This window comes from Actinotalea soli, from assembly GCF_017565425.1.
Lineage (GTDB): Bacteria > Actinomycetota > Actinomycetes > Actinomycetales > Cellulomonadaceae > Actinotalea > Actinotalea soli.
Genome location: NZ_JAGEMK010000002.1, coordinates 396,395 through 417,675, shown reverse-complemented (window position 1 = coordinate 417,675; position 21,281 = coordinate 396,395). Strand labels below are relative to the sequence as shown.

The following is a 21,281-nucleotide window of genomic DNA, read 5'->3' as shown; positions in this document are numbered from 1 at the left end:
CGCCGTGGAGCTGCACCCGATCGATGCTGGCGCGACACCAGCCGCACCGCCTCTCATGCCTGCGCCGCCGCCGAGCACGCCGCACGGCAGCGTCAGGCTCGAGGTGCAGGACGAACGGGTCCACGTCGTCCTGCGCGGTGAGATCGACACCACCGTCAAGGAGCCGCTCTCTGACGCCCTCGACGGCGCGGCGCACCTCGCCCTGCCCGTCGAGGTGGACTGCACCGGCGTCGCGTTCATCGACTCGAGCGGCCTGAGCGCGCTGCTGTGGTTGGCGAACGTGGCCGCCGAGCCGCCGCGGCTGCTGCACGTGCCCCCGTCCATGCACGACCTGCTCACCCTCACCGGGACCGCGCAGGCCTTCACCCTCGTGCCATGACCGCGGCCGCCGAGCCGGCAGTGCCCGCCTCCGCCGCCTCGCTCGTCGCGCGCTGTGCGCCCCGCCCTCACGGCGAACGGGTGGAATCGGGGGCCGAGCCCTTGATCACCGCCCGCGACGGTCGATGCGCCTCTCGTGCCCACCCACCCCCGCGACATGTCGCGCCGTGATGCCGGACGCCGGTCCGCCGACGCCCAGCCACGACGCACCCCGGGGCGCCTCTCCACCAAGGCCTTCGGGGCGCTCGGCCTGGCCACCGTCGCCGTAGCGACCGCCGGCGCGGCGAGCTCGTGGAGCGTGGAGCGGACCGGGACCGGCCTCGGGATCATGTTCGCGGGCGCTCCCTGGGCCGAGACGATCGAGCAGCCGAGCGTCGTCGTGCCGCCGACCGCCGAGGTGGTCGCCCTCGCCGACGAGGCCCATCTCGCCGCGGAAGGACGCGAGCTGCTGTACCGGGCGCAGCCGCAGGTCCTCGGCGCGGCGGAGTTCGCCGGCCGCTGCGAGCAGCACCGCGCACGGGTCATCACCGGGGCGGTGGGCTGCTTCAACACCGGGACGGGCGAGATCCTCGCCTACGCCCCGACCGACCCGCGCCTGCGCGGGTTCCTCGTCGAGACCGTCGCCCACGAGACCCTGCACGCAGCCTGGGAGGAGCTCGAGGAGGACGCGCAGCAGAAGCTGACGGGCCTGCTCGAGGCCGAGCTGGCCGCGCTGCCGGAGGACGCCCTCATCCACGAGCAGGTCGCGGGGTCGGTGGGCTCCTCCGCCGAGCACCGCCCGACCGAGATGTTCGCCTACGTCGGCACCCAGGTGTGGCGCGACGGCGGGCTCGCCCCCCAGCTCGAGCGCACCTATGCACGGTTCGTCGCCGACCGCGCCGCCCTGGTCGCCGTGCACACCGGGTGGCGCACCACCCTGACCGAGACCACCGAGGAGATCCGCGCCGCCCAGGCGGACCTCGCCGAGCGCCGGCAGGCGGCGGCGCAGCAGCGCGCCGAGCTCGACACCGACCTCGCCGCGGTGGACTACTACCGCCAGGCGCACCAGGAGCAGACGACCGACGTCGCGGCGCTCCCCCATGAGGAGCAGCAGCGGTTGGAGCTGTCCTGGACGTGGTGGGACGGCACCGAGCTGCCCATGGCCCCGGCCGCGACCACCCTCGCCTCGGCCGCCGACCTCCTCGCTCGCGACGAGGCCGCCCTGACCTCCCGCGGGGCCGACCTCGACGTCGAGGACGCGGCCATCGCCGCCGAGCGTGACCGCATCGAGGCCCTCATCGACGACCTCGAGACCCTCCACGAGCAGATGAGCCCGCCCCCGGCGTCGTGACCCCCCGCCCGGGCGGGACGAGGCTGGTCGAGCGCGGTGAGGACCGCCTGCTCACCGACCGCCGCTCACCGACCGCCCGGCGCACCGTCCGCACCGCGACCGGCGAGCCCAAGGACCGAGCGGCGCCGCCGGGAGACGAGCAGGAGCACCGCGCCGACCACGACGAGCCCGCCAGCGAGCCCGCCCACGGGACCGGGGTCCGCGCCTGTCACGGCCAGTGCTCGAGCAGCGGGGACGACCGCGGCGGCGACGAGCGTCGGCAGGGTGGTGACCGCGTCAAGGACGACAGCGGTCGTGTAGGCCGCCCCCGGCTCCAGGGTGAACACGGAGGAGCTCTGCGTGCCGTCGGGCAGCTCGAGGACGTAGGACCCGTTCGGGAGGCCGGCGACCACGAGCCGTCCGTCGACGACCGTCGCGACGACGAGGATGTCGTCGTCGGTCCCGAGGACGCCGTCCACGCCGGCCCACCGCAGCACCACGTCGCCGTTCACGGGCGCACCGCTCGGCAGCCGGACGTCGACCTGCATCGAGCTGTCACCTGCGAGCCCGACGTGGGCCTGCTGGCCGGTGCCCTCGAGCAGCGACAGGTCCGCGGAGGCGTCGGCCGCACCCTCCGAGTCCCAGGTGACGCTCAGTCCTTGCGGCTGGGTGGCGACGACGCGGTACTCGCCCGCGGGCATCGCGCCGAACGAGAACGCACCCGAGGCGTCCGTGGTCCGCGTCGCGATGGCCGTCGGGCGCCCGGAACGCGGCGCCTGGGTCGCGACGCGCCCCAGACCAGCGCCCCCACGAGGAAGGCCCGCCAGGCCGCGGTCGAGCCGGAAGAGCTGCACCCGCACCCCCGGGAAGCCCGGTTCCCGGCCGCCGCGAACCCCGTCACGGTCCAGGTCCAGCCAGACCGAGCCGTCGATGACCTGCGTCACCGCCGGCGCAGGGGGCGGAGTGGGGGTAGGCGTCGGAGGCGACGTGGGGGTCGGGGTCGGCGTGGGGGTCGGGGGTGAGGTCGGCGTCGGGTCCGGAGTCGGGGGCGAGGTCGGGTCCGGGTCGGGGACCGGGGCCGGGTCGGGGACCGGGGCCGGGTCAGGCACCGGGCTCGGGTCAGGCACCGGGGCCGGGTCAGGCACCGGGGCCGGGTCAGGCACCGGGCTCGGCTCGGGCGCCGGGCTCGGGGCCGGGCTCGGGTCCGGGTCAGGCGTGTCCGCGCCGGTCTCCTCGACGACGGTGATGTACCCGTCGTCGGGTCCCAGCGTGGGGTCGTAGGTCATCGCAGCGAGAGCCGTCGAGGGCGGGTCGTCGAGCGTGCCCTGCTCCTGCAGGTCGGCGATGATCTCGGCGTGCGGCACTCCGGCGTCGGCCTCGACGTTGTAGAACTTCTGCGCGGTCATCCCTCGGCAGTGCGTCGGCGCGAGCCCGTTCCCGGCCAGTGCCTGCTCGATGGTCGAGGCCCCTGCCGGCCAGTTGAGACCGGCGTGGCTGATGTTCCCCTGCACCAGCGGTCGGATGATGTCCCCCCACCGCTTGGTGTTCCCGGAGTAGGCGACGGACGGGTTGAACGGTTCACCGGTGTGGTACATGTGGTCACCGTTCTGCCGACCGTCGGCCGCCGACTTCGCCACCGTGATCCGGCGATACGGGTTGCTGACGGAGTGGGTGCGGTGGCAGATCGTCACCTTGTTGCTGGGCGCTGCCGACGCAGGCTGCACCGTCGCGACGGGAACCCCGGACAGGACGAGGGTGGCGAGGGCAGCGAGCGCGACGACGCGACGTGAGACCGGCATGAGGGGTTCCTGAGGTTTCTCCAGGGCCCTACGTCTGGGCCGGTGGCTCTCTATCGGCCGGGGAAGGCTCCCGCATGACAGCCTGACGAGGATTTTCACCCGGGACGGATGCTCCTCCGTCTGCGGAACATCCCCGCGCCCCCGTGACGTTCCCCGAGCATGAGAGCCATCACCTTCTCCCGCTACGGCGGCCCTGACGTCCTCGAGCTGACCGACCTCCCCACCCCCAAGGTCGGCCCCGACTCGGTCCTCGTCCGCGTGCACGCGACCTCCGTGAACCCCGTGGACTGGAAGGTCCGCGAGGGCTACCTCGACCAGATCCTGGAGACCGTCTTCCCGGCGGTCCCCGGCTGGGACGTCGCGGGCGTCGTCGAGCAGGTGGGCCTGGACACCCCCGAGCTGGAGGTCGGCGACGAGGTCTACGGCTACGTGCGGACCGACGTCGTGCACGGCGGGACGACGGCGGAGCTCGTCGCCGCCCCGGTCCGCACCCTGGCGCGCAAGCCCACCACCGTCTCCTTCGAGGAGGCCGCGGCCCTGCCCCTCGCCGGCCTGACCGCCTACCAGGCCCTGGCCCGGCTCGAGGTCGGCACCGGTGACACCGTCCTGGTCCACAACGCCGCCGGGGGCGTCGGTGGCTTCGCGGTGCAGATCACCCGAGCCCTGGGGGCCCGGGTCATCGGCACGGCCTCCCCGGCCCGGCACGAGTACGTGCGCAGCCTCGGCGCCGAGCCCGTCCCCTACGGCGACCCGATGGTCGCTGCCGTCCGCGAGCTGGCCCCCGAGGGGGTCGACGTCGTCCTGGACCTGGTGGGCGGCGGGGTCGTCCGCTCCACGCCCGAGGTGGGCACCGCCGACGTGCGGGTCGCCTCGATCGCCGACCCCGAGGTCGCCGAGCTGGGCGGGGTCAACATGTGGGTGCGACCCGACAGCGCCGACCTCGCGGCCCTCGCCGGCCTGGTCGACCAGGGCAAGGTGCGGGTCGAGATCGCCCAGACCTTCCCCCTCGAGGAGACCGCCGCCGCCCACGCGCTGAGCGCCGAGGGCCACGTGCAGGGCAAGGTCGTCATCCGTGTCTCCTGACGGCGGCGCGTGGCGGCCGCGGACCCCGCCGCCGGGGGGCGTCCCCGCGACGCCCCCCGGTCCGGGCCAGGAGTCGGCGTGGGACTACCCGCGCCCGCCCGCCGTCGAGCCCAGCACCGAGCACGTCGTCGTCCGCCTCGGCACCACCGTGGTGGCCGACACCCGGCGTGCGGTGCGGGTGCTCGAGACCTCCCACCCGCCGACCTACTACCTCCCGCGCGAGGACGTGCCCGACGGCGTCCTGGTGCCGGCCGAGGGCAGCAGCTTCTGCGAGTTCAAGGGCCGGGCGGCGTACTTCGACGTCGTCGGGGTGGACGAGGGCGGTGACCGGGTCGTGGTGCCCGGCGCGGCCTGGACCTACCTCGACCCGACCCCGGCCTTCGCCGCGATCGCCGGCCACATCGCCCTCTACCCGGGTCGCATGACCGAGTGCACCGTCGACGGCGAGGTGGTCCGCCCCCAGGAGGGCGGCTTCTACGGCGGCTGGATCACCGACCGCGTCGTCGGCCCCCTCAAGGGCGCCCCCGGCACCCTCGGCTGGTAGACGCCGAGGCCTGCCCGCCGACGCGCGGAGACCTCGTCACGGATGTCGTGACGAGGTCTCCGCGCCGGCGCGCGTCGGTCAGGCGACCTCTCGGCGGGCGGTGCGCCAGAGGCCGATGGCCAGCGGGAGGGCCACCCAGACCCCGACGGAGGCCGCGAGCCGGGCCCAGTCGCCGTCGCCCATCTCCCCGGCCATGAGGGGCAGCATCGTCATGTTGATGTCGAGCCACTCGGACGGACCGCGCAGACCCTCGACCAGGGCGCTCAGCACCGTCCACGCCGTGGGCAGGGCGAGGTAGGCGACGATCGCCCCCGGGGTGCTCAGCAGGGCGAGCCCGAAAGCCACGCCCTGGGTGACCAGGATCGCCAGGGCCAGGACGGTGCCGCCGACGAGGGCGAGGTCCAGGGTCCACGCGCCGTCGCCGTCGCGGGCCACCAGCCCCACCACGTTGAGCAGGGCCGCGGCCGCGAGGGTCGCGACCATCACGCCGAGCCCGAGCACGACGGCGGCCAGCAGCTTGGCCCCGTTGACCCGGCTCCGCCGCGGCTCGAGGACGAAGGTCGTCACGGCGGTGCGCTGGGACCACTCGCTGGTCGCCGCCATGATCCCGATCAGCGGCAGCAGCATGATCTGGCCGAAGGAGGCCGTCTCGGTCAGGCCCATCCACGTGAGGGCCCCGGGCTCGGCGGTGGTGAGCATCAGCGTGATCAGCGCGGCGTTGACCAGCACGATCACCCCGAGCAGCCAGGCGCCGGCGCGGGTGTCCAGCTGCTTGCGCAGCTCGACACGGGCCAGCCGGAGGAACGGGATCCCCCGACGGGCGTCCGCGGCGCGCGCGGCGTCGTCGGGCCGGGCGCCGGACGGGCGGGTGGGGACGTGGGTGGTGGTCGCGGCGCTCATGCGGCGATCCCCTCTCGCCCGTGCTGGGCGGTCGTGTCGAAGAAGAGCTGTTCGAGGCCCGTGCTGGTCGCCGCGCGCAGCTCGGTCAGGACGACCTGCGCGGCGAGGGCCACCCGGCCCACCTCCTCGGGGGAGGCGGCGGTGGCGAGGGTGCCCTCGTCGGTGCGCTCGACGGTGTGACCCGCCGCGGTCAGGGCGGCCGTGAGCGCACGGTCGTCGACGCTGCGGACCCGGGTGCTCGGGCCGCTGAGCAGCTCGCTCGCAGACCCCTGGGCCAGGATGCGCCCCCCGCCGATGATGACGAGGTCGTCGCACACGGCCTCCATCTCGCGCAGCAGGTGCGAGGACAGCAGCACGGTGCCGCCGTCGGCCGCGAACCCGCGGAGCAGCTCCCGCATCCACCGGATGCCCGCGGGGTCCAGGCCGTTGGCCGGCTCGTCGAGGACGAGCACCGTGGGGTCGCCCAGCAGGGCGTGGGCCAGGCCGAGCCGCTGCCGCATGCCCAGGGAGTAGGAGCGGGTGCGCTTGCGTGACTCGGCGTCGGTCAGCCCGACCGTCTCGAGCACCGCGCCGACCCGCGAGCTGGGCAGGCCCATGAGCTGGGCCGAGAGGCTCAGGACCTCGCGCCCGGTGCGCCCGGCGTGCTGGGCGGAGGCGTCGAGCAGCACCCCCACGGTCCGGCCCGGGTTGGCCATCGACCGCAGCGGCCGGTCCACGACGGTCGCCTGCCCGGTGGTCGGGGCGGTGAGGCCGCAGAGCATCCGCATGGTCGTGGACTTGCCGGCCCCGTTGGGACCGAGGAACCCCGTGACGCGTCCCGGTCGGGCGGTGAAGGACACGTCGTCGACCGCGGCGTGGTCGCCGTAGCGCTTGGTGAGGTGCTGTGCAGTGATCATGGCTCCAGCCTCCGCGCCGCGAGCCGCGAGGGGATCCGCCGTCGGCCTCGACCTGCCTCCACCTTTGGTCGCACGCCGCAGAGCCGTCCGGGGGAGGGCGCGGGGGCCCGCGCGGCCTAGCCTGGACGGCATGCCCGCCCCCGCCCCGCCACCGCTGCGCCCCTGGTCACGGGTGTGGCGCTACCTCGTGGTCATCAGCGTCGGGCTGGCTACGTGGGTCGCGGTGACGGTCGACCTCATGCCGCAGGACGAGCAGGCCCCCGACGACGTCGTCGGGCCGCTCGGCGCCGCGATCATGCTCGACCTCGTGCTGGGCGTGATCGGGGTCGCCCTCCTGCCGCTGCGCCGTCGCTACCCCACGGCCATCGCCTCGGTCACCGGTGCGCTGTCCGCCTTCTCGGGGGCCGCCGTCGGGGCCGCGGCGTTGTCCGCCGTGTCGATGAGCACCCACCGCCGGTGGCGCGGGGTGATCGTGACAGGTGCGGCCTGGCTGGTCGCGGCCATCATCTACGAGGGGCTGTACCGCCCGTCCCTGCCGGGGATCGAGACCTCGACCGGGTACTTCGTCCTCGCCGGCTCCCTGGCCCTGGTCGCGTACGCGGCGTGCGTCTCGACAGGCTTCTACATCGGCGCCCGGCGCGAGCTGCTCGAGACCTTGCGTGAGCGCGCCGAGACCGCCGAGCGCGAGCAGTCCCTCAAGGCCGACGCCGCCCGCGAGGCCGAGCGCACCCGCATCGCCCGCGAGATGCACGACGTCCTCGCCCACCGCATCTCCCTGGTCGCGATGCACGCCGGGGCCCTGGCCTACCGCACCGACCTGACGCCGGCCGAGACCACGCAGACCGCGACGATCATCCAGGACAACGCCCACAGCGCCCTGGCCGAGCTGCGTCAGGTGCTGGGGGTGCTGCGGGCCGACAGCGGTACGGGGTCGGCCGGGACAGGGCCGGCTCGCGCGGGGCTGGGCGGTGCGGGCGCCCACGACCCGGGGCCACCCGAGCCACCCCAGCCGAGCCTGCGCGAGCTGCCCGCTCTCCTGGCCGAGAACGCCGAGGCCGGGACGGTCGTCGACCTCGACCTCCGCGGGCTCGCCCAGGGGGACGTCGACCCGCTGGCCCTGCCGCCGCCGACCCTGTCCCGCACCGCCTTCCGCATCGTCCAGGAGGTCCTGACCAATGCCCGCAAGCACGCCCCCGGCGCCGCGGTGAGCCTCAGCCTGGCCGGGGCCCCCGGTGACGACCTGCGCCTGCGGGCCAGCAACCAGGTGCCCGAGCACACGCCGGCCGGTCCCCCGGGCGCGGGCATGGGGCTCACCGGGCTCGAGGAGCGCGCAGCCCTGGCCGGCGGCGTCCTGGAGCACGGGGTCGACGCCGCGGGTCGGTTCGTTGTCACGGCCGCCCTGCCGTGGAGCGCGCCGTGAGCGGCGCGGTCCGGGTGGTGCTGGTCGACGACGACGCCCTGGTCCGGACCGGCCTGCGGCTGATCCTGGGCGGGGACCCGCTCATCGAGGTGGTGGGCGAGGCCGGGGACGGCGCCCGAGGCATCGAGCTGGTCACCGCGACCGCGCCCGACGTCGTGCTCATGGACATCCGCATGCCCGGCACCGACGGGCTGACCGCGACCCGGCGCCTGACCGAGGCGGGCACCCGGTCCCGGATCATCGTGCTGACCACCTTCGACACCGACGAGATGGTGCTGACCGCCCTGCGGCACGGGGCTGCGGGGTTCCTCCTCAAGGACACCCCAGCCCCCCAGCTCGTCGAGGCCGTGCGCCGGGTCGCCGCCGGCGAGCCGATCCTCTCGCCGAGCGTCACGGCCCAGGTGATCGCGGCTGCCACCCAGGGCGGGCAGGACGACGCCCCGCGGCGCCAGGCCCGCGAGCGCCTCGCCCAGCTCACCCCCCGCGAGCGCGAGATCGCCGTCGCCGTGGCCCGGGGTCTGTCCAACGCGGAGATCGCCCAGCAGCTCTACCTGGGCCTCGCGACGGTCAAGACCCACGTGGGGAACCTGTTCACCAAGCTCCACGCGACGAACCGCGTCCAGATCGCCCGCTGCGTCCACGAGGCCGACCTCGACTGACCAGTCCCGCCCCCACTCCCCCTCCCCCCTCCCCCCTCCCCCCTCCCCGTTGAGATGTCACTTCTTGTCGCCTCGTTTGGGCGGCGTTCCGACAACAAGTGACATCTCGACCGTGGGGCGGAGGGGCGTGGGGCGGTCGGGCGGTGGGGCGTGGTCGTGACCTGTGGCACTCACGGGTCTGCGGGGTGGTGTCTAGCGTCGAGGCGGTCACTTTCCCCGTCGACCGGAGTCCGATCTCGTGGAGCACGCCCTGTCCTTCCCTCGGCGGTTGCCGGAGTCGCCCGTCGACACCCTGCGTTGGGTAGGTCCCGTGCTCGGCGTCGTCGCGGTGGCGGTCGTGGCGGTCGCCGTTGTCGTCGGTCCCGTGGAGGTCGCCTGGTCTGCGGGGATCGACCTTGCCTCCGCCCTGCTCCACCTCGCGCTCCTGGCGCCGCTGGCTCTGATCGCTGCGCGTGGCAAGCCCGGGGCGCGGCGGGCGCTCGTGACAGCTGGTGGGTTGCTGTGCGTCACCTTCGTGGTTCACGGCCTGCCGAGGGTCGGGCCCTTCGCCGACCTGGACTGGAACTGGCAGGGCAAGACCATCGAGCTCGTCTGGCTGACCGTCCTGCTGATGCTCCTGGCGGGATGGGCCCGGGAGGAGGTCGGCGTGCGCAGGCCGCTGCCGGGTACCTCGGCCCGCGTGCTGCCGGTGATCGTCGGGATCTTCCTCGTCCCTGCCGGCCTCGTCGTCCTCGCGCACGTGACAGGCGAGGGCACCACCGGCGAGGTCTCCGCCGAGGGCTTCCTGTACGACTCCGGCCACGCCAACCTCGTCGAGGAGCTGCTGTGGCGGGGGGCGCTCCTCGCCCTGCTCGACCGCGCCCTGGGCACACCGAGGCGGTTCTTCGGCGCCCGCGTCGGATGGGGACTGGTGCTGACCACGCTCAGCTTCGGGTTGGGTCATGGACTACTCGTCACCGCCGACGGCCTGGTGGTCTCCCCCGGCCAGGTCCTGGTCACCGGGGTCCTGGGACTGCTCTTCGGCTGGGTCCGGGCCCGCACGGGCTCCGTGTGGCTCGCCTACCTGGCCCACTGCGCCCCCGAGCTGGGCGTTCACGTCGGCCAGGTGGCATCCAACCTCCTGTGAGACATCCAGCCCAGCCCGCTGTCGAGATGTCACTTCTTGTCGCCTCGTTTCGGCGGCGTTCCGACAACAAGTGACATCTCGACGGATGCCGTCCGCGGTGGAGCGGTGGAGGCGTGGACGGTGGGTGCCCGGTATGGGTGGCGTTCGCTACTCTCCGGGTCGACATCCAGCTGGGGAGCACGCGCATGAGCAACGAGAACGAGAAGCCCACCGACGGCCAGCCTGAGGACGAGCGTCCTGAGCAGGCTCCGGCCGACGGCGCACCCGGCACCGACGCGCCCACCGCTGCGTGGACCCTCGGACCGGGGGTGCACAGCGATGCGCCGTCGGCCACGCCCGACACCTCGCAGCCCTCGGACCAGCCGCAGCACCAGCCCGACACCTCGGCCTCGGCGGCCGAGCCCGCCGCTCCGGCAGACCCGTACGCGCAGCAGGCCTCCGGGCAGCACGACCCCGACCAGCCGCCGCCCCCGCCGCAGGGCTATCCGACCCAGGGCTACCCCCAGCAGCCCCACCCCCAGCCCGGCTACGGCCAGCCAGGTCACCCGCAGCAGGGCTACCCCCAGGCCGGTCCTCCCCAGCAGGGTTACCCCCAGCAGGGCTATCCCCAGGCAGGCTTCGGCCCCCAGTACGGACAGCCCTACGCCGGCACCGCGCCGAGCGGGCCCAGCAGCGCCCTGGCGGTCACCGCCCTCGTCGTCGCCGTGCTCTCGATCCTCGGTGCGTGGGTGCCCTTCATCGGGATCCTGGGCCTGATCGGCGGCATCATCGCCGTGGTCGTGGGCATCGTGGCCCGTCGTCGCGCACGGACCGGACAGGCGGGCAGCCCCGGCATGGCCCTGGCGGGGATCATCGTGGGAGCCGTGGCGATCCTGATCGGGGTCGCCTCGACCGCCTTCGCGTTCTGGGTCATCGAAGAGGCAGGGTCCGCGACCTCGGACTGGACCCTCGACCCCGAGAACTTCGACCTCGAAGACTTCGACTCGGGCTACGACCCCGACGACTACGCGACCGAGATCGACCCCGTCCCCGCCCCCGAAGGCGACGACCTCGAGCGAGAGGACGCCGGCATCCCGCTCTTCAGCTGGGAGCGCGAGGCCTACGAGGCGAGCTCACCCCTCGCGCTGGGTGAGGCGGCCACGCTGGCCCTGGCGACCGTGACCGTCACCGGTGTCGACCTGGACGCCGACGAGGAGCTCGCCGCCACCAGCGAGTACAACCCCGCCCCGGCCTTCGGCTACGTCCTGGTGGACATCGAGAGCCGCTACGACGGCGACGAGTTCGCCCGGGTGGACGAGGGCTACGACGTGCAGCTCGTGACGACCGACGAAGTCGTGTACCGACCCTCCAGCTGCTACGCGACGTATCTGCCGGGCGGGCAGTCCTGGGACCTGCCGGACCTGCGCCCCGGGGAGAGCGCGGCGTACCAGCTCTGCTTCGACGTGCCGGCCGAACGCCTCGACGGCGCCCAGATCATGGTCACCGACTACGACGACTACGACGCGCTGCCCGTGTTCTGGGCGGCGGAGTAGCCGTCCCGCCTCTCGTCCCCGACCCGCGGCTCGGTCCCGGTCTGGCTCCGCCAGCGCTGTCGGAGCACCCCGAGGTTCCGCTCGAAGGAGTCGTCGAACCATGAGGACTTCATGAGGGCGGTGACAGGCTCGCCGCCCTCCGGTACGAGCATCACGACGTCACCGCTCCAGAAGCTGCGTCGCACGACGACGGCCCGGACCTCGCCCCACGGGATCCTCGTGCTGCGCCGGTGCCGCTCGACGACGACCGCCTCCGAGGTCATGCGCACCCGCAGGCTCGCCCGCCGCCAGGTGTTGACGCCGAAAGCGACACCGAGGGCCAGGAACACCCACCCGAGCAGTCCGTCCTCGAGCACGAGCCACGCCAGGCCGATCCCGACGTAGATCAGCGCTGCCGCGAGCTGCGGCCCCCACGTCGTCCCCGGGATGGAGAGCACGGTGCCGACCTCGTCGTTCACCTCGGACGTCATCTCGTCGAGGCTATCGATGCCGGACGAGCACGCAAGGGCGGGCGCAGGGCCGCCGGGCGAGGCTCGCGGTCCGTAGGTAGCCTCGACGAGGTCGTCCAGCAAGGGATCTCGTCGATGAGCACCACGAACCACCCACCCGGCAAGGACCACCCCGCGGGCCCGTACGCACCGCCGTCGTCCGTGCAGCAGCCCGACGTGCCGCGGGCGTACGCCGGCTACGGCGCGACGGCGGAGGCCGGGGGCGACAGGCTCGGCGGCGCGGGGGCCGGGAGCCCCAGCAGCACCCTGGCCGTCGTCTCCCTGGTGGTCGCGGTGCTCTCGCTGCTCGGCGCGTGGGTGCCCTTCGTCGGGATCCTGGGGCTCGTCGGCGGGGTCGTCGCGGTGCTCGTCGGCGTCACCGCCCGACGGCGCGCCCGACGTGGCGAGGCGAGCGGCCCGGGCATGGCCCTCGCCGGGGTCGTCGTCGGCGCCGTGGCCGTCCTCCTTGGCGTCGCCTCGACCGCCCTGGGGGTCTGGTTCGTCAACCAGGGCAGTTTCTCGGTCGACGAGGAGTGGTCCTTCGAGATGGGGCAGGGCGAGCGATCGGTCCCGGCCACGGACCCGGTCCCGCCCCCGACGGACGACGAGCTCGGGCGCCAGGACACCGGGGTCCCCCTCACCCCGGAGGAGCGCGACGCCCTCGCGGCCGCCTCGCCGCTCTCGGTGTGGGACCACGCGACGGTCGGGACCCACGAGGTGACCGTCACCTCGGCGAACCTCGACGCCGACGCGGCGATCCAGGACGCGAGCGAGCACAACGTGGGGGCCGCCTACGGGTACGTCCTCGTGAGCCTGGACGTCCGCAACGACTCGACCGAGCCGGTCGGCCTCCGCGAGGGGCATGAGGTCCACCTCGTGACGAACGAGCAGGTCAGGTACGAGCGATCGAGCTGCCACGCCTCCCTCCTGCCGGGGGACCAGCCCGAGATCACCCTCGACCCCACCGTGGAGACCTTCTACGCGGTCTGCTTCGACGTGCCCGAGGAGCGGCTCAGGCAGGTCCAGGTCGTCGTCACCGACACCCAGGACCCCGACGCCGCTCCGGCCGTCTGGGACGTGAGGTAGCCAGACCCCCGCTCGGCTCGGCCGAGGATCGCCACCCGGAGGCGGTGGGACCGAGCGCCGCACAGCGCCACGGCACGACGACGACGCCCCGGCTTGCGGGTCATCGGGTGCGGTTGTCCCCTGGGGACATGGCATCCACCGAGTTCTCCGACCTGACGGCCCTGTTCATCAACTGCACGCTCAAGCCCTCCCCCGAGCCCTCCAACACCGCGGCGCTCATGGCCGACTCGGTCGCGATCATGCGCTCGAACGGCGTCGTCGTCGACGAGCTGCGTGCGGTCGATCACGCGATCGCCCCCGGGGTCCAGCCGGACATGCGCGAGGCGGGCTTCCCCGACGACGGGTGGCCCGCGCTGCGCGACCGGGTGCTCGGCGCCGACATCCTGGTGCTCGGCTCGCCCATCTGGCTCGGCGAGAAGTCCAGCGTGTGCACCCGTGTGGTCGAGCGCCTCTACGCGCACTCGGCCGAGACCAACGATGCCGGACAGTACGTCTTCTACAACAAGGTCGCCGGCTCGGTGATCACCGGGAACGAGGACGGGTACAAGCACGTCGGCATGAACCTGACCTACTCGCTGCAGCACCTCGGCTACACCGTGCCCCCGCAGTCCAGCGCGGGCTGGGTCGGCGAGGCCGGGCCTGGCCCCTCCTACGCCGACGAGGGCTCCGACGGCCCCGAGAGCGACTTCACCCAGCAGACCCTGACCTTCATGACGTGGAACCTCATGCACATGGCCGCGATGCTCAAGCGCTCCGGGGGCATCCCGGCCCACGGCACCTCGACCACGGCCTGGCAGGACGGCGAGCGGTTCGACCACCCGCGGGGCTGAGGAGCCGAGAGGGCTGGGGACCGCGCCGAGGTCCTCAGCCCTGGTCGGCGAGGATCTCGTCGGCGTTGGCCAGGACCCAGTCCATGAGCGGCAGCAGGCGCTCGGTGAGCTCGCGCCCGCGGTCCGTCAGCGAGTAGTCGACCCGCGGCGGGATCGTGGGCGAGGCCTCGCGGAGCACGATCCCGTCGCGCTCGAGGGTCCGCAGGGTCTGGGCGAGCATCTTCTCGCTGATCCCCTCGACCACCCGCCGCAGCTCGCCCCAGCGCAGGGTGCCGCGGGAGAGCGCCACGAGGACGAGCACCCCCCACTTGCTCGTCACGTGATCCAAGACCACGCGGCTGGGGCACTGGGCCGCCAGCACACCGCCACCGCCGCGGGGCAGGAGCAGATCAACACTGCTCGCCGTCGTCGTACCGTCACTGACCTGGGAACTCACCGTCATGTCAGTACCTTACCCAGAAGTGGGTACCTGCCAGGAGGAAGGGTTGGACGACGGGGCTCGTTGACCCCGTCGAGGCACCACCCGGTGCCCCGCACCTGAAGGAGATCACCCATGACCGTCGTCGTCACCGGAGCCACCGGCCACCTCGGACGCCTCGTCGTCGAGGACCTGCTCGCCCACGGCACCCCGCCCGAGCAGATCCTCGCCACCGGCCGCCGCACTGAGGCCCTCGAGCAGCTCGCCGCCCGTGGCGTACGGACCGCGACCGTCGACTACGCGCGGCCCGAGACCCTCGCCCCGGCGTTCGAGGGCGCCGACACGGTGCTCCTGGTCTCGGGCAGCGAGGTCGGTCAGCGGGTCGCCCAGCACGGCAACGTCATCGAGGCGGCGAAGGCTGCCGGCGTGCGACGCGTCGTCTACACCAGCGCCACCGAGGCCGACACCTCCGCGCTGATCCTGGCCCCCGAGCACAAGGCCACCGAGGAGCTGCTCGCGGCGTCGGGCCTGGTCACCGTCGTCCTGCGCAACGGCTGGTACACCGAGAACTACGTGGCCGCCGCCCAGCAGGCCGCCCAGACCGGCGAGCTGGTCGCGAGCGTGGGCGAGGGCAGGGTCGCGAGCGCCTCGCGCATCGACTACGCCCAGGGCGCCTCGGCCGTGCTGCGCACCGAGGAGCACGACGGCGCCGTCCTCGAGCTCGCCGGCGACACCAGCTGGGACCACCACGAGCTCGCGGCCGCGATCACCGAGGTCACCGGAACCCCGGTGACCTACCGCCCCGTCTCGCCCGAGGAGCACCGGGCCGGGCTGCTGGCTGCGGGCCTCGACGAAGGCACCGCCGGCTTCCTCGTGGCCCTGGACGGCAACATCCGCGACGGGCTCCTCGCCGGGACCGGTGGCGCGCTCTCGACGCTGCTCGGCCGACCGACCACTCCCCTGGTCGACGGGCTCCGCGCAGCGCTCGTCGAGGCCTGAGCCGGGCGTGACAGGCTGGGCTCGTGCCGACTCCCACGAGCCCAGCCACCTGGTCCGCCTTCGAGGAGGAGCTGGCGGTCACGCTGCAAGGCCTCCAGGACGGTGCGTCCGTGGTGATCGAGGCGACCGACGCCGCCCCGGGTACGTCGTGCCGGGCTACCAGCGAGAGTGGGTGCCCGAGCGCGGGGCCACCTATGCCGAGGCCACGCACACGGCCGAGGCTGCGGCGCTGATGGTCCGGACGCTCCGGGAGGCCATGGGCTGCTCCGAGCCGGCCGACGCCCGGGTCGCGACCGTGGCGGGCTGACCGGTGGGCCTCACCCTCTCGCTGTGCGGCCTGGTGCTGCTGGCCCTCACGCTCTGGTGGCGCGCGGCTCCGGCCCCGGGCCGAACTCGCTGGTGGACCGGCATGGACCTCAACGAGCGGAGCGTCCTGCTGGGACTGCCCGGCTTCGCCCTGATGCTGGTGGCCGCCGGCCCCATGGGCACCTACGAGGGCGAGGCCTGGAAGCTGTGGTTCAGCCTGGTCTTCGCGGTCGGCGGGGTGATGGCGATGTGGGCCTGGCTGTTCCTGCCCCTGCCTCGCTGGCTCCTGCCCCGGTGGTTGCGGGCGAGGCGCGGAGGCTGACGAGGGCTGCTCAGCCGTGGCACGAGGTCCGCCAGCCGGGTTCAGCGCCGCCGGTGCGTGGCCGCGCGGACGAGCCGAGAGACCTCGGGAACGCCGAGCACGGCGACCTCCTTCTCGGCGAGCTGCCAGGCGAGGTCGTCGGTGATGTGCCCGTCGGCGCGCTCGACGACGAACTGCGCCCCGGCGGGGCGCCGGCCGGCGCGTGCGGGGACCGTGGGCAGAGGGGTGAGGTGCCAGGTGACCGCGTACCCGCGCAGCGGGTGGATGCCGTAGAGCACGACGGCGGATGCGACCGCACGAGGTTCGTGGCTGAGCGTGGTCATCATGACCTCCCTGGAACCGGGCCCCGCCTCCTGCGTCGCCCTTAGGAAGGACATCGGCACCTCCACCCGCCACGTGACGTGTCGACAGGGTGAGATCGGCCGCGGGCCCGCCAGGCTCAGGTGATCCACCTCGTCCACAGGGACAGGTCCCGCCCCTCGTCCACAGGTGACACGGTCCGCGCGCGGCCGTGCGGCCCCCGGCAGGGTCGGATGGGGGTCATGGCTCAGCATCCCCGTCATCGGTTCCGCCTCCTCGCCACGGTGCTCCTCGTGGCTCTCACGTCGACCGCGTGCTCAGCGGGCGGAGACCCCGCGCCGACACGGCCGACGGGCGAGGCCCGGGCCGACGCGGGGGGCAGCGAGGTCGAGAGGTCCGAGGCCACGACGACGCGTCCGGCCGGGCCTGAGCAGGCCTCCGACGGCAACCCCTCCCCCGACGCCAACGCCCTGGCCCGCGCTGCCGGGTCCCGGCTCGCGGCGGAGCTCGGCGAGGGCATCGACGTGGGGGACGTCCCCCTGACCGCCGAGGAGGTCGCGACCCTGCGCGCCGACCGGACGGACCTCGGTGCCGTCGGTGCGACCTACCTGTTCCTCATGGCGTGGCGCCAGGCCCTCGCCTCCGGGGACCCCGAGCACCTGCGGACCTTGGCCGCACCGGGCTGCAGCTACTGCGTCACCGAGGCGGACCGCACGGACGGCGCCCCGGTCGCCGGGTCCGCCGAGGTCTCGCTGGTCGCGTGGCGGCTGAGCGAGGCGCTCCCCGACGGCACCTACCCGCACCACCGCGTCCAGGTCGGCGTCTCGGTGCTGGTGTGGGAGCCCTCGACCGACGGCTCGACCGCGGCCCGGGTGACGCACCTGGACGACCGCGACCTCACCATCGCCCTCTCCCTCACCGAGGCTGGGTGGCAGGTGGAGGGTGTCGCGAGCGCGCCGTGGGCCGGGTGAGGACCTCGACGGGCGCTCGACGGGCGACGAGCGCGTGGCGGTCGTAGCGTCGCAAGGGTCCACCGACACCGAGCCGAGGGTCCTGACCGTGAGCGACCGCAGCACGACCAGCCCGCACGACACCGACCGCACCTCGACCGGGAGCGACGCCGAGGGCCACCAGAAGCCCCTGATCCTCGTGCTCCACGGCGCCCGGGGCGACCTCTCCCGTCGCCTGGTCTTCCCCGCCCTGGCCACCCTCAACCGTCGCGGCCTGCTCCCCGAGCACTGGGCCCTCCTCGGCACCGGCCGCGGGGCCAAGACGGACGAGGAGATGGCCGAGGTCATCCGCGAGGCCCTCGACGAGTTCGGCGCGGGGGACGACCAGGTCGAGGACGACGCCGAGGTCCTCACCCGCCACACCCGGTACGCCCAGGAGGTCACCGAGGAGGACCCCGGCACCCTGCCCGACGTCCTCGACGAGCTGCACCGCACCCTCGAGGAGGCCGGCAGCGAGGGCGAGGTGAACGTCGTGCACTACCTGGCGATCCCACCGGCGGCCTTCATCCCCGCGACCCGCGCTCTTGCCGCGCACGACCTGACCGACGGTGTGCGCATCGTCTACGAGAAGCCCTACGGGGAGTCCCCCGAGTCCTTCCGCGAGCTCGACGCCGTGGTCCACGAGGCCTTCGACGAGGAGCAGGTCTTCCGCATCGACCACTTCCTCGGCATGGAGGCCACGCAGAACCTGCACGTCCTGCGCTTCGCCAACGACCTCTTCGGCACCGTCTGGGACCGGCACCACGTCGAGCAGGTGCAGATCGACGTCCCCGAGACCCTGGACGTCGCCCAGCGGGCCGAGTTCTACGACGGCACGGGCGCCGCCCTCGACATGGTGGTCAACCACCTGTTCCAGGTCGCCGCGCAGGTCGCGATGGAGCCCCCGCGACACCTCGCCTCGACGGACCTGGTGCGCGCCCGTGAGGAGGTCATCGGCTGCTTCCGGCCGCTGGACCCCACGCAGGACGTGGTCCTCGGGCAGTTCGAGGGCTACCGCGACATCGATGGCGTCGCCGAGGACTCCACCACCGACACGTTCATCGCGGCGCGGCTGTGGATCGACAACCCGCGGTGGCAGGGCGTGCCCTTCCTGCTGCGCACCGGCAAGCAGATGGCGGCGTCAGCCCAACGGGTCAGCCTGGTGCTGCGCCGCGACCCGGAGAAGCTCTTCGGCGACGAGGTGGAGCACGGCGTGATCACCTTGTCCCTCGCCGGGGACGGCGCGATCGAGATCACCACCACGGTCAAGCGTCCCGGGCCGGACCTCGCCCTCGCGACCGGGACGGCGCGGCTGGACCTGCACGATGTCGACGGCGACCCGCTGCCCTCCTACGCCTCGCTCCTGGTCGACGTGCTGCAGGGGGACCGGACCCTCTTCACCACCCCCACCGGGCTCGAGCACGCGTGGCAGGCCTTCGCCCCGCTCCTCGGCGAGGACCGGCCCGAGGTCCACCCGTACCCGCGCGGGAGCTGGGGCCCCGCCGCGGCCGAGGACCTCGCGAGCCCCGTCGGCTGGCTCCTCGGGCGGGACGACGCCTCTTGATACGTTGATCACGCACCACGTTCCCGCGCCTGCGGGCCGTCGGGCGAGGGCGCAGCGCTCTCGCTGACGCGTGGTCCACGACCGACGTCACTGGGGGAACGCGCGTGAACGCGCTCGAGATCGACCACCTGAACAAGGCCTACGGCAGCCTCCGAGCCCTGACCGACCTGACCTTCGACGTCCACGCCGGGGAGATCTTCGGCTTCGTCGGCTCCAACGGTGCGGGCAAGACGACCGCCATGCGGATCATGCTCGGTGTCCTGGCGGCGGACTCGGGGCAGGTCCGGTGGAAGGGCAGCGAGCTCGACCTCGAGGCCCGCCGCCGCGTCGGGTACATGCCTGAGGAGCGAGGCCTCTACCCGAAGATGAAGGTCGGGGAGCAGCTCGAGTTCCTCGCCGGGCTGCACGGCATGAGCCCGACCGCAGCCAAGGGCGCCGTCGAGCACTGGACCGACCGCCTCGGCGTCGGTGAGCGGCGCGGGGACGACGTCGAGAAGCTCTCCCTCGGCAACCAGCAGCGGGTCCAGCTCGCCGCCGCCCTGGTGCACGACCCCGACGTCCTCGTCCTCGACGAGCCGTTCTCGGGGCTGGACCCGGTCGCGGTCGACGTCATGAGCGGGGTGCTCCGCGAGCGCGCCCAGGCGGGGGTCCCGGTGATCTTCTCCTCCCACCAGCTCGAGCTGGTCGAGCGGCTCTGCGACCGGGTGGGCATCGTCCGCGCGGGCCGCATGGAGGCCCTCGGCAGCATCGACGAGCTGCGCGCCACCGACCACCCGACCTGGTTGCTCGACGTCGACGCCGCGCCCGATGCCGTCATGGCCAGCCTCGCGACCCTGCCCGGCCTCACCACGACCCCGGTCACCGAGCACCCGGGCCAGCTCCACGTCGTGGCCACCACCCGCGACGCCGAGGCCCCCCGGGCGATCCTGCGCGCTGCGCTCGAGCTCGGCGCCGTGCGCGAGTTCAGCCCGGTCCGCCCGTCCCTCGCCGACCTCTTCCGTGGGGTCGTCTCGGCCGGGGAGGACCCCGCCGTCGACCCGTCGGCCTCCGACGCGAAGGAGGGCGCGCGATGAGCAGCCCCGTCTGGATGGTCACCAAGCGCGAGTTCCGCACGCGGATGATGACCAAGTCGAACATCATCTCGCTGTCGATCATGCTGGCCGTGATCGTCGTCGGCGCGGTCGTCGCGAGCTTCTTCCTCGACCGTGAGACCGAGGGGCCCAGCTCCTCGGTCGCCGTCGAGCAGGGCGTCACCGACCTGCAGCCCCACCTCGAGCAGGCCGCCTCCGAGCAGGGCCTCGCGCTCGAGCTCAGCACCCTCACCACGGACGAGGCCGAGCAGGCCCTGATCGCGGAGGAGGACCCGCTCGACGCGTACCTGTCGGGCGACCCGTCCGCGCCCCGCATGCTCGTGGCCGAGAACGCCGACCCCGCCGTCGTCGAGCTCGTGACCGATGCGGTCAACGCGTACGTCCTGACCGAGCAGATCGGTGCCCTCGGCGGGGACCCGGCCGACGTCGGGACCGCCCTGGCCACCGCCGCCCCGCAGGTCGAGTCCCTCGTGGCCCCCGAGGAGAGCGAGTTCGACGGCCCGGCCTTCGTGGTCTCCGTCGTGATGATCTCGCTGCTGCTCTTCGCCCTCATCGGTGGGGGGTCGATGATCTCCATGGGCGTGGTCGAGGAGAAGACCTCGCGCGTGGTCGAGCTGCTGCTGTCCACCATCAAGCCCACCCAGCTCCTCGCGGGCAAGATCCTGGGCATCGGCGCGTACGCGCTGTTCCAGATCGTCGTGCTCGGCGGCGCCCTGACCCTCGCCGTCACCGCCCTGGGACTCACCGAGGACATCGCGGTCGACGTCGGCGCGGCCCTCGGCCTGCTCATCGTGTGGTTCCTGCTCGGCTACACGATCTACGCCCTGCTCTTCGGCGGGTTCGCAGCCCTCGTCTCCCGGCAGGAGGAGATCGGCTCGGTCACGACCCCGCTGATGTTCCTCCTCTTCGTCCCCTACTACGTGACGATGTTCGTCGTCGTGAACGACCCCGACAGCACCCTCGCCCGGGTGCTGACCTTCGTCCCGTTCTTCGCACCCTTCGTCGTCCCGGTGCGCGACGCCCTGGGCGGTCTGCCGCTGTGGGAGCTGGGCGTCTCGATCGGGCTGTGCCTGGTCACGATCCCCGTGCTCATCTGGCTCTCCGCGCGGGTCTACCAGCGGGGCGTGCTGCACACCGGCGGCCGGATGAAGCTCACCGAGGCCCTCAAGGGCTGAGCACGACCACGACCCGCCGCTCCGGCAGCCGTCCGGGCCGGCGGGTCGCGTGTCCGGGGTGACCACT

The 21,281-nt window shown here is 73.5% G+C and carries 23 protein-coding genes; 17 read left to right on the top strand and 6 right to left on the bottom strand.

The window, feature by feature from the left end; genetic code table 11:
* Positions 1-4 precede the first annotated feature (4 nt).
* Both J4G33_RS06245 and J4G33_RS06240 read left to right on the top strand, forming a co-directional pair.
* Positions 5-379, top strand: coding sequence for an STAS domain-containing protein (locus J4G33_RS06245; RefSeq protein ID WP_208055059.1), 375 nt, complete (start codon positions 5-7; stop codon positions 377-379).
* 135 nt (positions 380-514) lie between these two features.
* Entirely contained in the window at positions 515-1,708 is a 1,194-nt protein-coding gene (locus J4G33_RS06240) for a hypothetical protein (RefSeq protein ID WP_208055058.1), read from the top strand.
* A gap of 65 nt (positions 1,709-1,773) precedes the next feature.
* On the opposite strand, the gene J4G33_RS06235 is transcribed toward J4G33_RS06240, so the two are convergent.
* Positions 1,774-3,486: an SdrD B-like domain-containing protein gene (locus tag J4G33_RS06235; protein WP_208055057.1), complete on the bottom strand. Its 1,713-nt coding sequence runs from the start codon at positions 3,484-3,486 to the stop codon at positions 1,774-1,776.
* Positions 3,487-3,645: 159 nt separating this feature from the next.
* Between J4G33_RS06235 and J4G33_RS06230 the strand changes: the two genes are divergently transcribed.
* Together J4G33_RS06230 and J4G33_RS06225 are read left to right on the top strand one after the other, a co-directional pair.
* Complete coding sequence (locus J4G33_RS06230; protein ID WP_208055056.1) at positions 3,646-4,569, top strand: NADP-dependent oxidoreductase; 924 nt, start codon at positions 3,646-3,648, stop codon at positions 4,567-4,569.
* Positions 4,559-5,113 carry a DUF427 domain-containing protein gene (locus J4G33_RS06225; protein WP_208055055.1) on the top strand — a complete coding sequence of 185 codons (555 nt, stop codon included), beginning with the start codon at positions 4,559-4,561 and terminating at the stop codon, positions 5,111-5,113. The genes J4G33_RS06230 and J4G33_RS06225 overlap by 11 nt, the downstream gene beginning before the upstream one ends.
* 78 nt (positions 5,114-5,191) lie before the next feature.
* Here the strand turns inward: J4G33_RS06225 and J4G33_RS06220 are convergent, their stop codons facing one another.
* Together J4G33_RS06220 and J4G33_RS06215 are read right to left on the bottom strand one after the other, a co-directional pair.
* The gene (locus J4G33_RS06220) at positions 5,192-6,013 is read right to left on the bottom strand and encodes an ABC transporter permease (RefSeq protein WP_208055054.1); all 822 of its coding nucleotides are present in this window, start codon (positions 6,011-6,013) and stop codon (positions 5,192-5,194) included.
* The gene (locus J4G33_RS06215; protein WP_208055053.1) at positions 6,010-6,909 is read right to left on the bottom strand and encodes an ABC transporter ATP-binding protein; all 900 of its coding nucleotides are present in this window, start codon (positions 6,907-6,909) and stop codon (positions 6,010-6,012) included. Before J4G33_RS06215 ends, J4G33_RS06220 begins: the two co-directional genes overlap by 4 nt.
* A gap of 130 nt (positions 6,910-7,039) precedes the next feature.
* Here J4G33_RS06215 and J4G33_RS06210 point away from each other — a divergent pair, with 130 nt between their 5' ends.
* The 4 genes from J4G33_RS06210 to J4G33_RS06195 all read left to right on the top strand — a co-directional run bounded on the left by J4G33_RS06210 (position 7,040) and on the right by J4G33_RS06195 (position 11,646).
* Complete coding sequence (locus J4G33_RS06210) at positions 7,040-8,329, top strand: sensor histidine kinase (RefSeq protein ID WP_208055052.1); 1,290 nt, start codon at positions 7,040-7,042, stop codon at positions 8,327-8,329.
* Positions 8,326-8,988, top strand: coding sequence for a response regulator (locus tag J4G33_RS06205; RefSeq protein ID WP_208055051.1), 663 nt, complete (start codon positions 8,326-8,328; stop codon positions 8,986-8,988). Before J4G33_RS06210 ends, J4G33_RS06205 begins: the two co-directional genes overlap by 4 nt.
* 310 nt (positions 8,989-9,298) lie before the next feature.
* The gene (locus tag J4G33_RS17745) at positions 9,299-10,114 is read left to right on the top strand and encodes a CPBP family intramembrane glutamic endopeptidase (RefSeq protein WP_208055050.1); all 816 of its coding nucleotides are present in this window, start codon (positions 9,299-9,301) and stop codon (positions 10,112-10,114) included.
* A gap of 185 nt (positions 10,115-10,299) precedes the next feature.
* Complete coding sequence (locus J4G33_RS06195; protein ID WP_208055049.1) at positions 10,300-11,646, top strand: DUF4190 domain-containing protein; 1,347 nt, start codon at positions 10,300-10,302, stop codon at positions 11,644-11,646.
* On the opposite strand, the gene J4G33_RS06190 is transcribed toward J4G33_RS06195, so the two are convergent.
* Positions 11,610-12,116: a hypothetical protein gene (locus J4G33_RS06190; protein WP_208055048.1), complete on the bottom strand. Its 507-nt coding sequence runs from the start codon at positions 12,114-12,116 to the stop codon at positions 11,610-11,612. The genes J4G33_RS06195 and J4G33_RS06190 overlap by 37 nt on opposite strands.
* 114 nt (positions 12,117-12,230) lie before the next feature.
* Between J4G33_RS06190 and J4G33_RS06185 the strand changes: the two genes are divergently transcribed.
* A complete protein-coding gene (locus J4G33_RS06185; protein WP_208055047.1) occupies positions 12,231-13,220 on the top strand; it encodes a DUF4190 domain-containing protein in 990 nt (329 codons plus the stop codon).
* Between the two features lie 128 nt (positions 13,221-13,348).
* Positions 13,349-14,050 carry a flavodoxin family protein gene (locus J4G33_RS06180; RefSeq protein ID WP_208055046.1) on the top strand — a complete coding sequence of 234 codons (702 nt, stop codon included), beginning with the start codon at positions 13,349-13,351 and terminating at the stop codon, positions 14,048-14,050.
* Between the two features lie 34 nt (positions 14,051-14,084).
* On the opposite strand, the gene J4G33_RS06175 is transcribed toward J4G33_RS06180, so the two are convergent.
* Positions 14,085-14,492: a winged helix-turn-helix transcriptional regulator gene (locus tag J4G33_RS06175; RefSeq protein ID WP_208055045.1), complete on the bottom strand. Its 408-nt coding sequence runs from the start codon at positions 14,490-14,492 to the stop codon at positions 14,085-14,087.
* 111 nt (positions 14,493-14,603) lie between these two features.
* On the opposite strand from J4G33_RS06175, the gene J4G33_RS06170 reads away from it, so the two are divergent.
* From J4G33_RS06170 to J4G33_RS06165, 3 genes are all read left to right on the top strand, one after another.
* A complete protein-coding gene (locus J4G33_RS06170) occupies positions 14,604-15,467 on the top strand; it encodes an SDR family oxidoreductase (protein WP_208055044.1) in 864 nt (287 codons plus the stop codon).
* Between the two features lie 172 nt (positions 15,468-15,639).
* The gene (locus tag J4G33_RS17425; RefSeq protein WP_256436064.1) at positions 15,640-15,774 is read left to right on the top strand and encodes a hypothetical protein; all 135 of its coding nucleotides are present in this window, start codon (positions 15,640-15,642) and stop codon (positions 15,772-15,774) included.
* A 3-nt stretch (positions 15,775-15,777) separates the two neighbouring features.
* Complete coding sequence (locus J4G33_RS06165) at positions 15,778-16,095, top strand: hypothetical protein (RefSeq protein ID WP_208055043.1); 318 nt, start codon at positions 15,778-15,780, stop codon at positions 16,093-16,095.
* A gap of 41 nt (positions 16,096-16,136) precedes the next feature.
* Here J4G33_RS06165 and J4G33_RS06160 read toward each other — a convergent pair whose 3' ends face one another.
* Positions 16,137-16,418, bottom strand: coding sequence for a hypothetical protein (locus J4G33_RS06160; RefSeq protein ID WP_208055042.1), 282 nt, complete (start codon positions 16,416-16,418; stop codon positions 16,137-16,139).
* Between the two features lie 219 nt (positions 16,419-16,637).
* Between J4G33_RS06160 and J4G33_RS06155 the strand changes: the two genes are divergently transcribed.
* The 4 genes from J4G33_RS06155 (at position 16,638) to J4G33_RS06140 (ending at position 21,214) form a co-directional block, all read left to right on the top strand.
* Positions 16,638-17,366, top strand: coding sequence for a hypothetical protein (locus J4G33_RS06155; protein WP_208055041.1), 729 nt, complete (start codon positions 16,638-16,640; stop codon positions 17,364-17,366).
* Between the two features lie 88 nt (positions 17,367-17,454).
* Entirely contained in the window at positions 17,455-18,948 is a 1,494-nt protein-coding gene (locus J4G33_RS06150) for a glucose-6-phosphate dehydrogenase (RefSeq protein ID WP_208055040.1), read from the top strand.
* 104 nt (positions 18,949-19,052) lie between these two features.
* The gene (locus J4G33_RS06145) at positions 19,053-20,021 is read left to right on the top strand and encodes an ABC transporter ATP-binding protein (protein WP_208055039.1); all 969 of its coding nucleotides are present in this window, start codon (positions 19,053-19,055) and stop codon (positions 20,019-20,021) included.
* On the top strand, positions 20,018-21,214 hold the full coding sequence (locus J4G33_RS06140) for an ABC transporter permease (protein ID WP_208055038.1): 1,197 nt from the start codon (positions 20,018-20,020) through the stop codon (positions 21,212-21,214). Before J4G33_RS06145 ends, J4G33_RS06140 begins: the two co-directional genes overlap by 4 nt.
* Positions 21,215-21,281 lie beyond the last annotated feature (67 nt).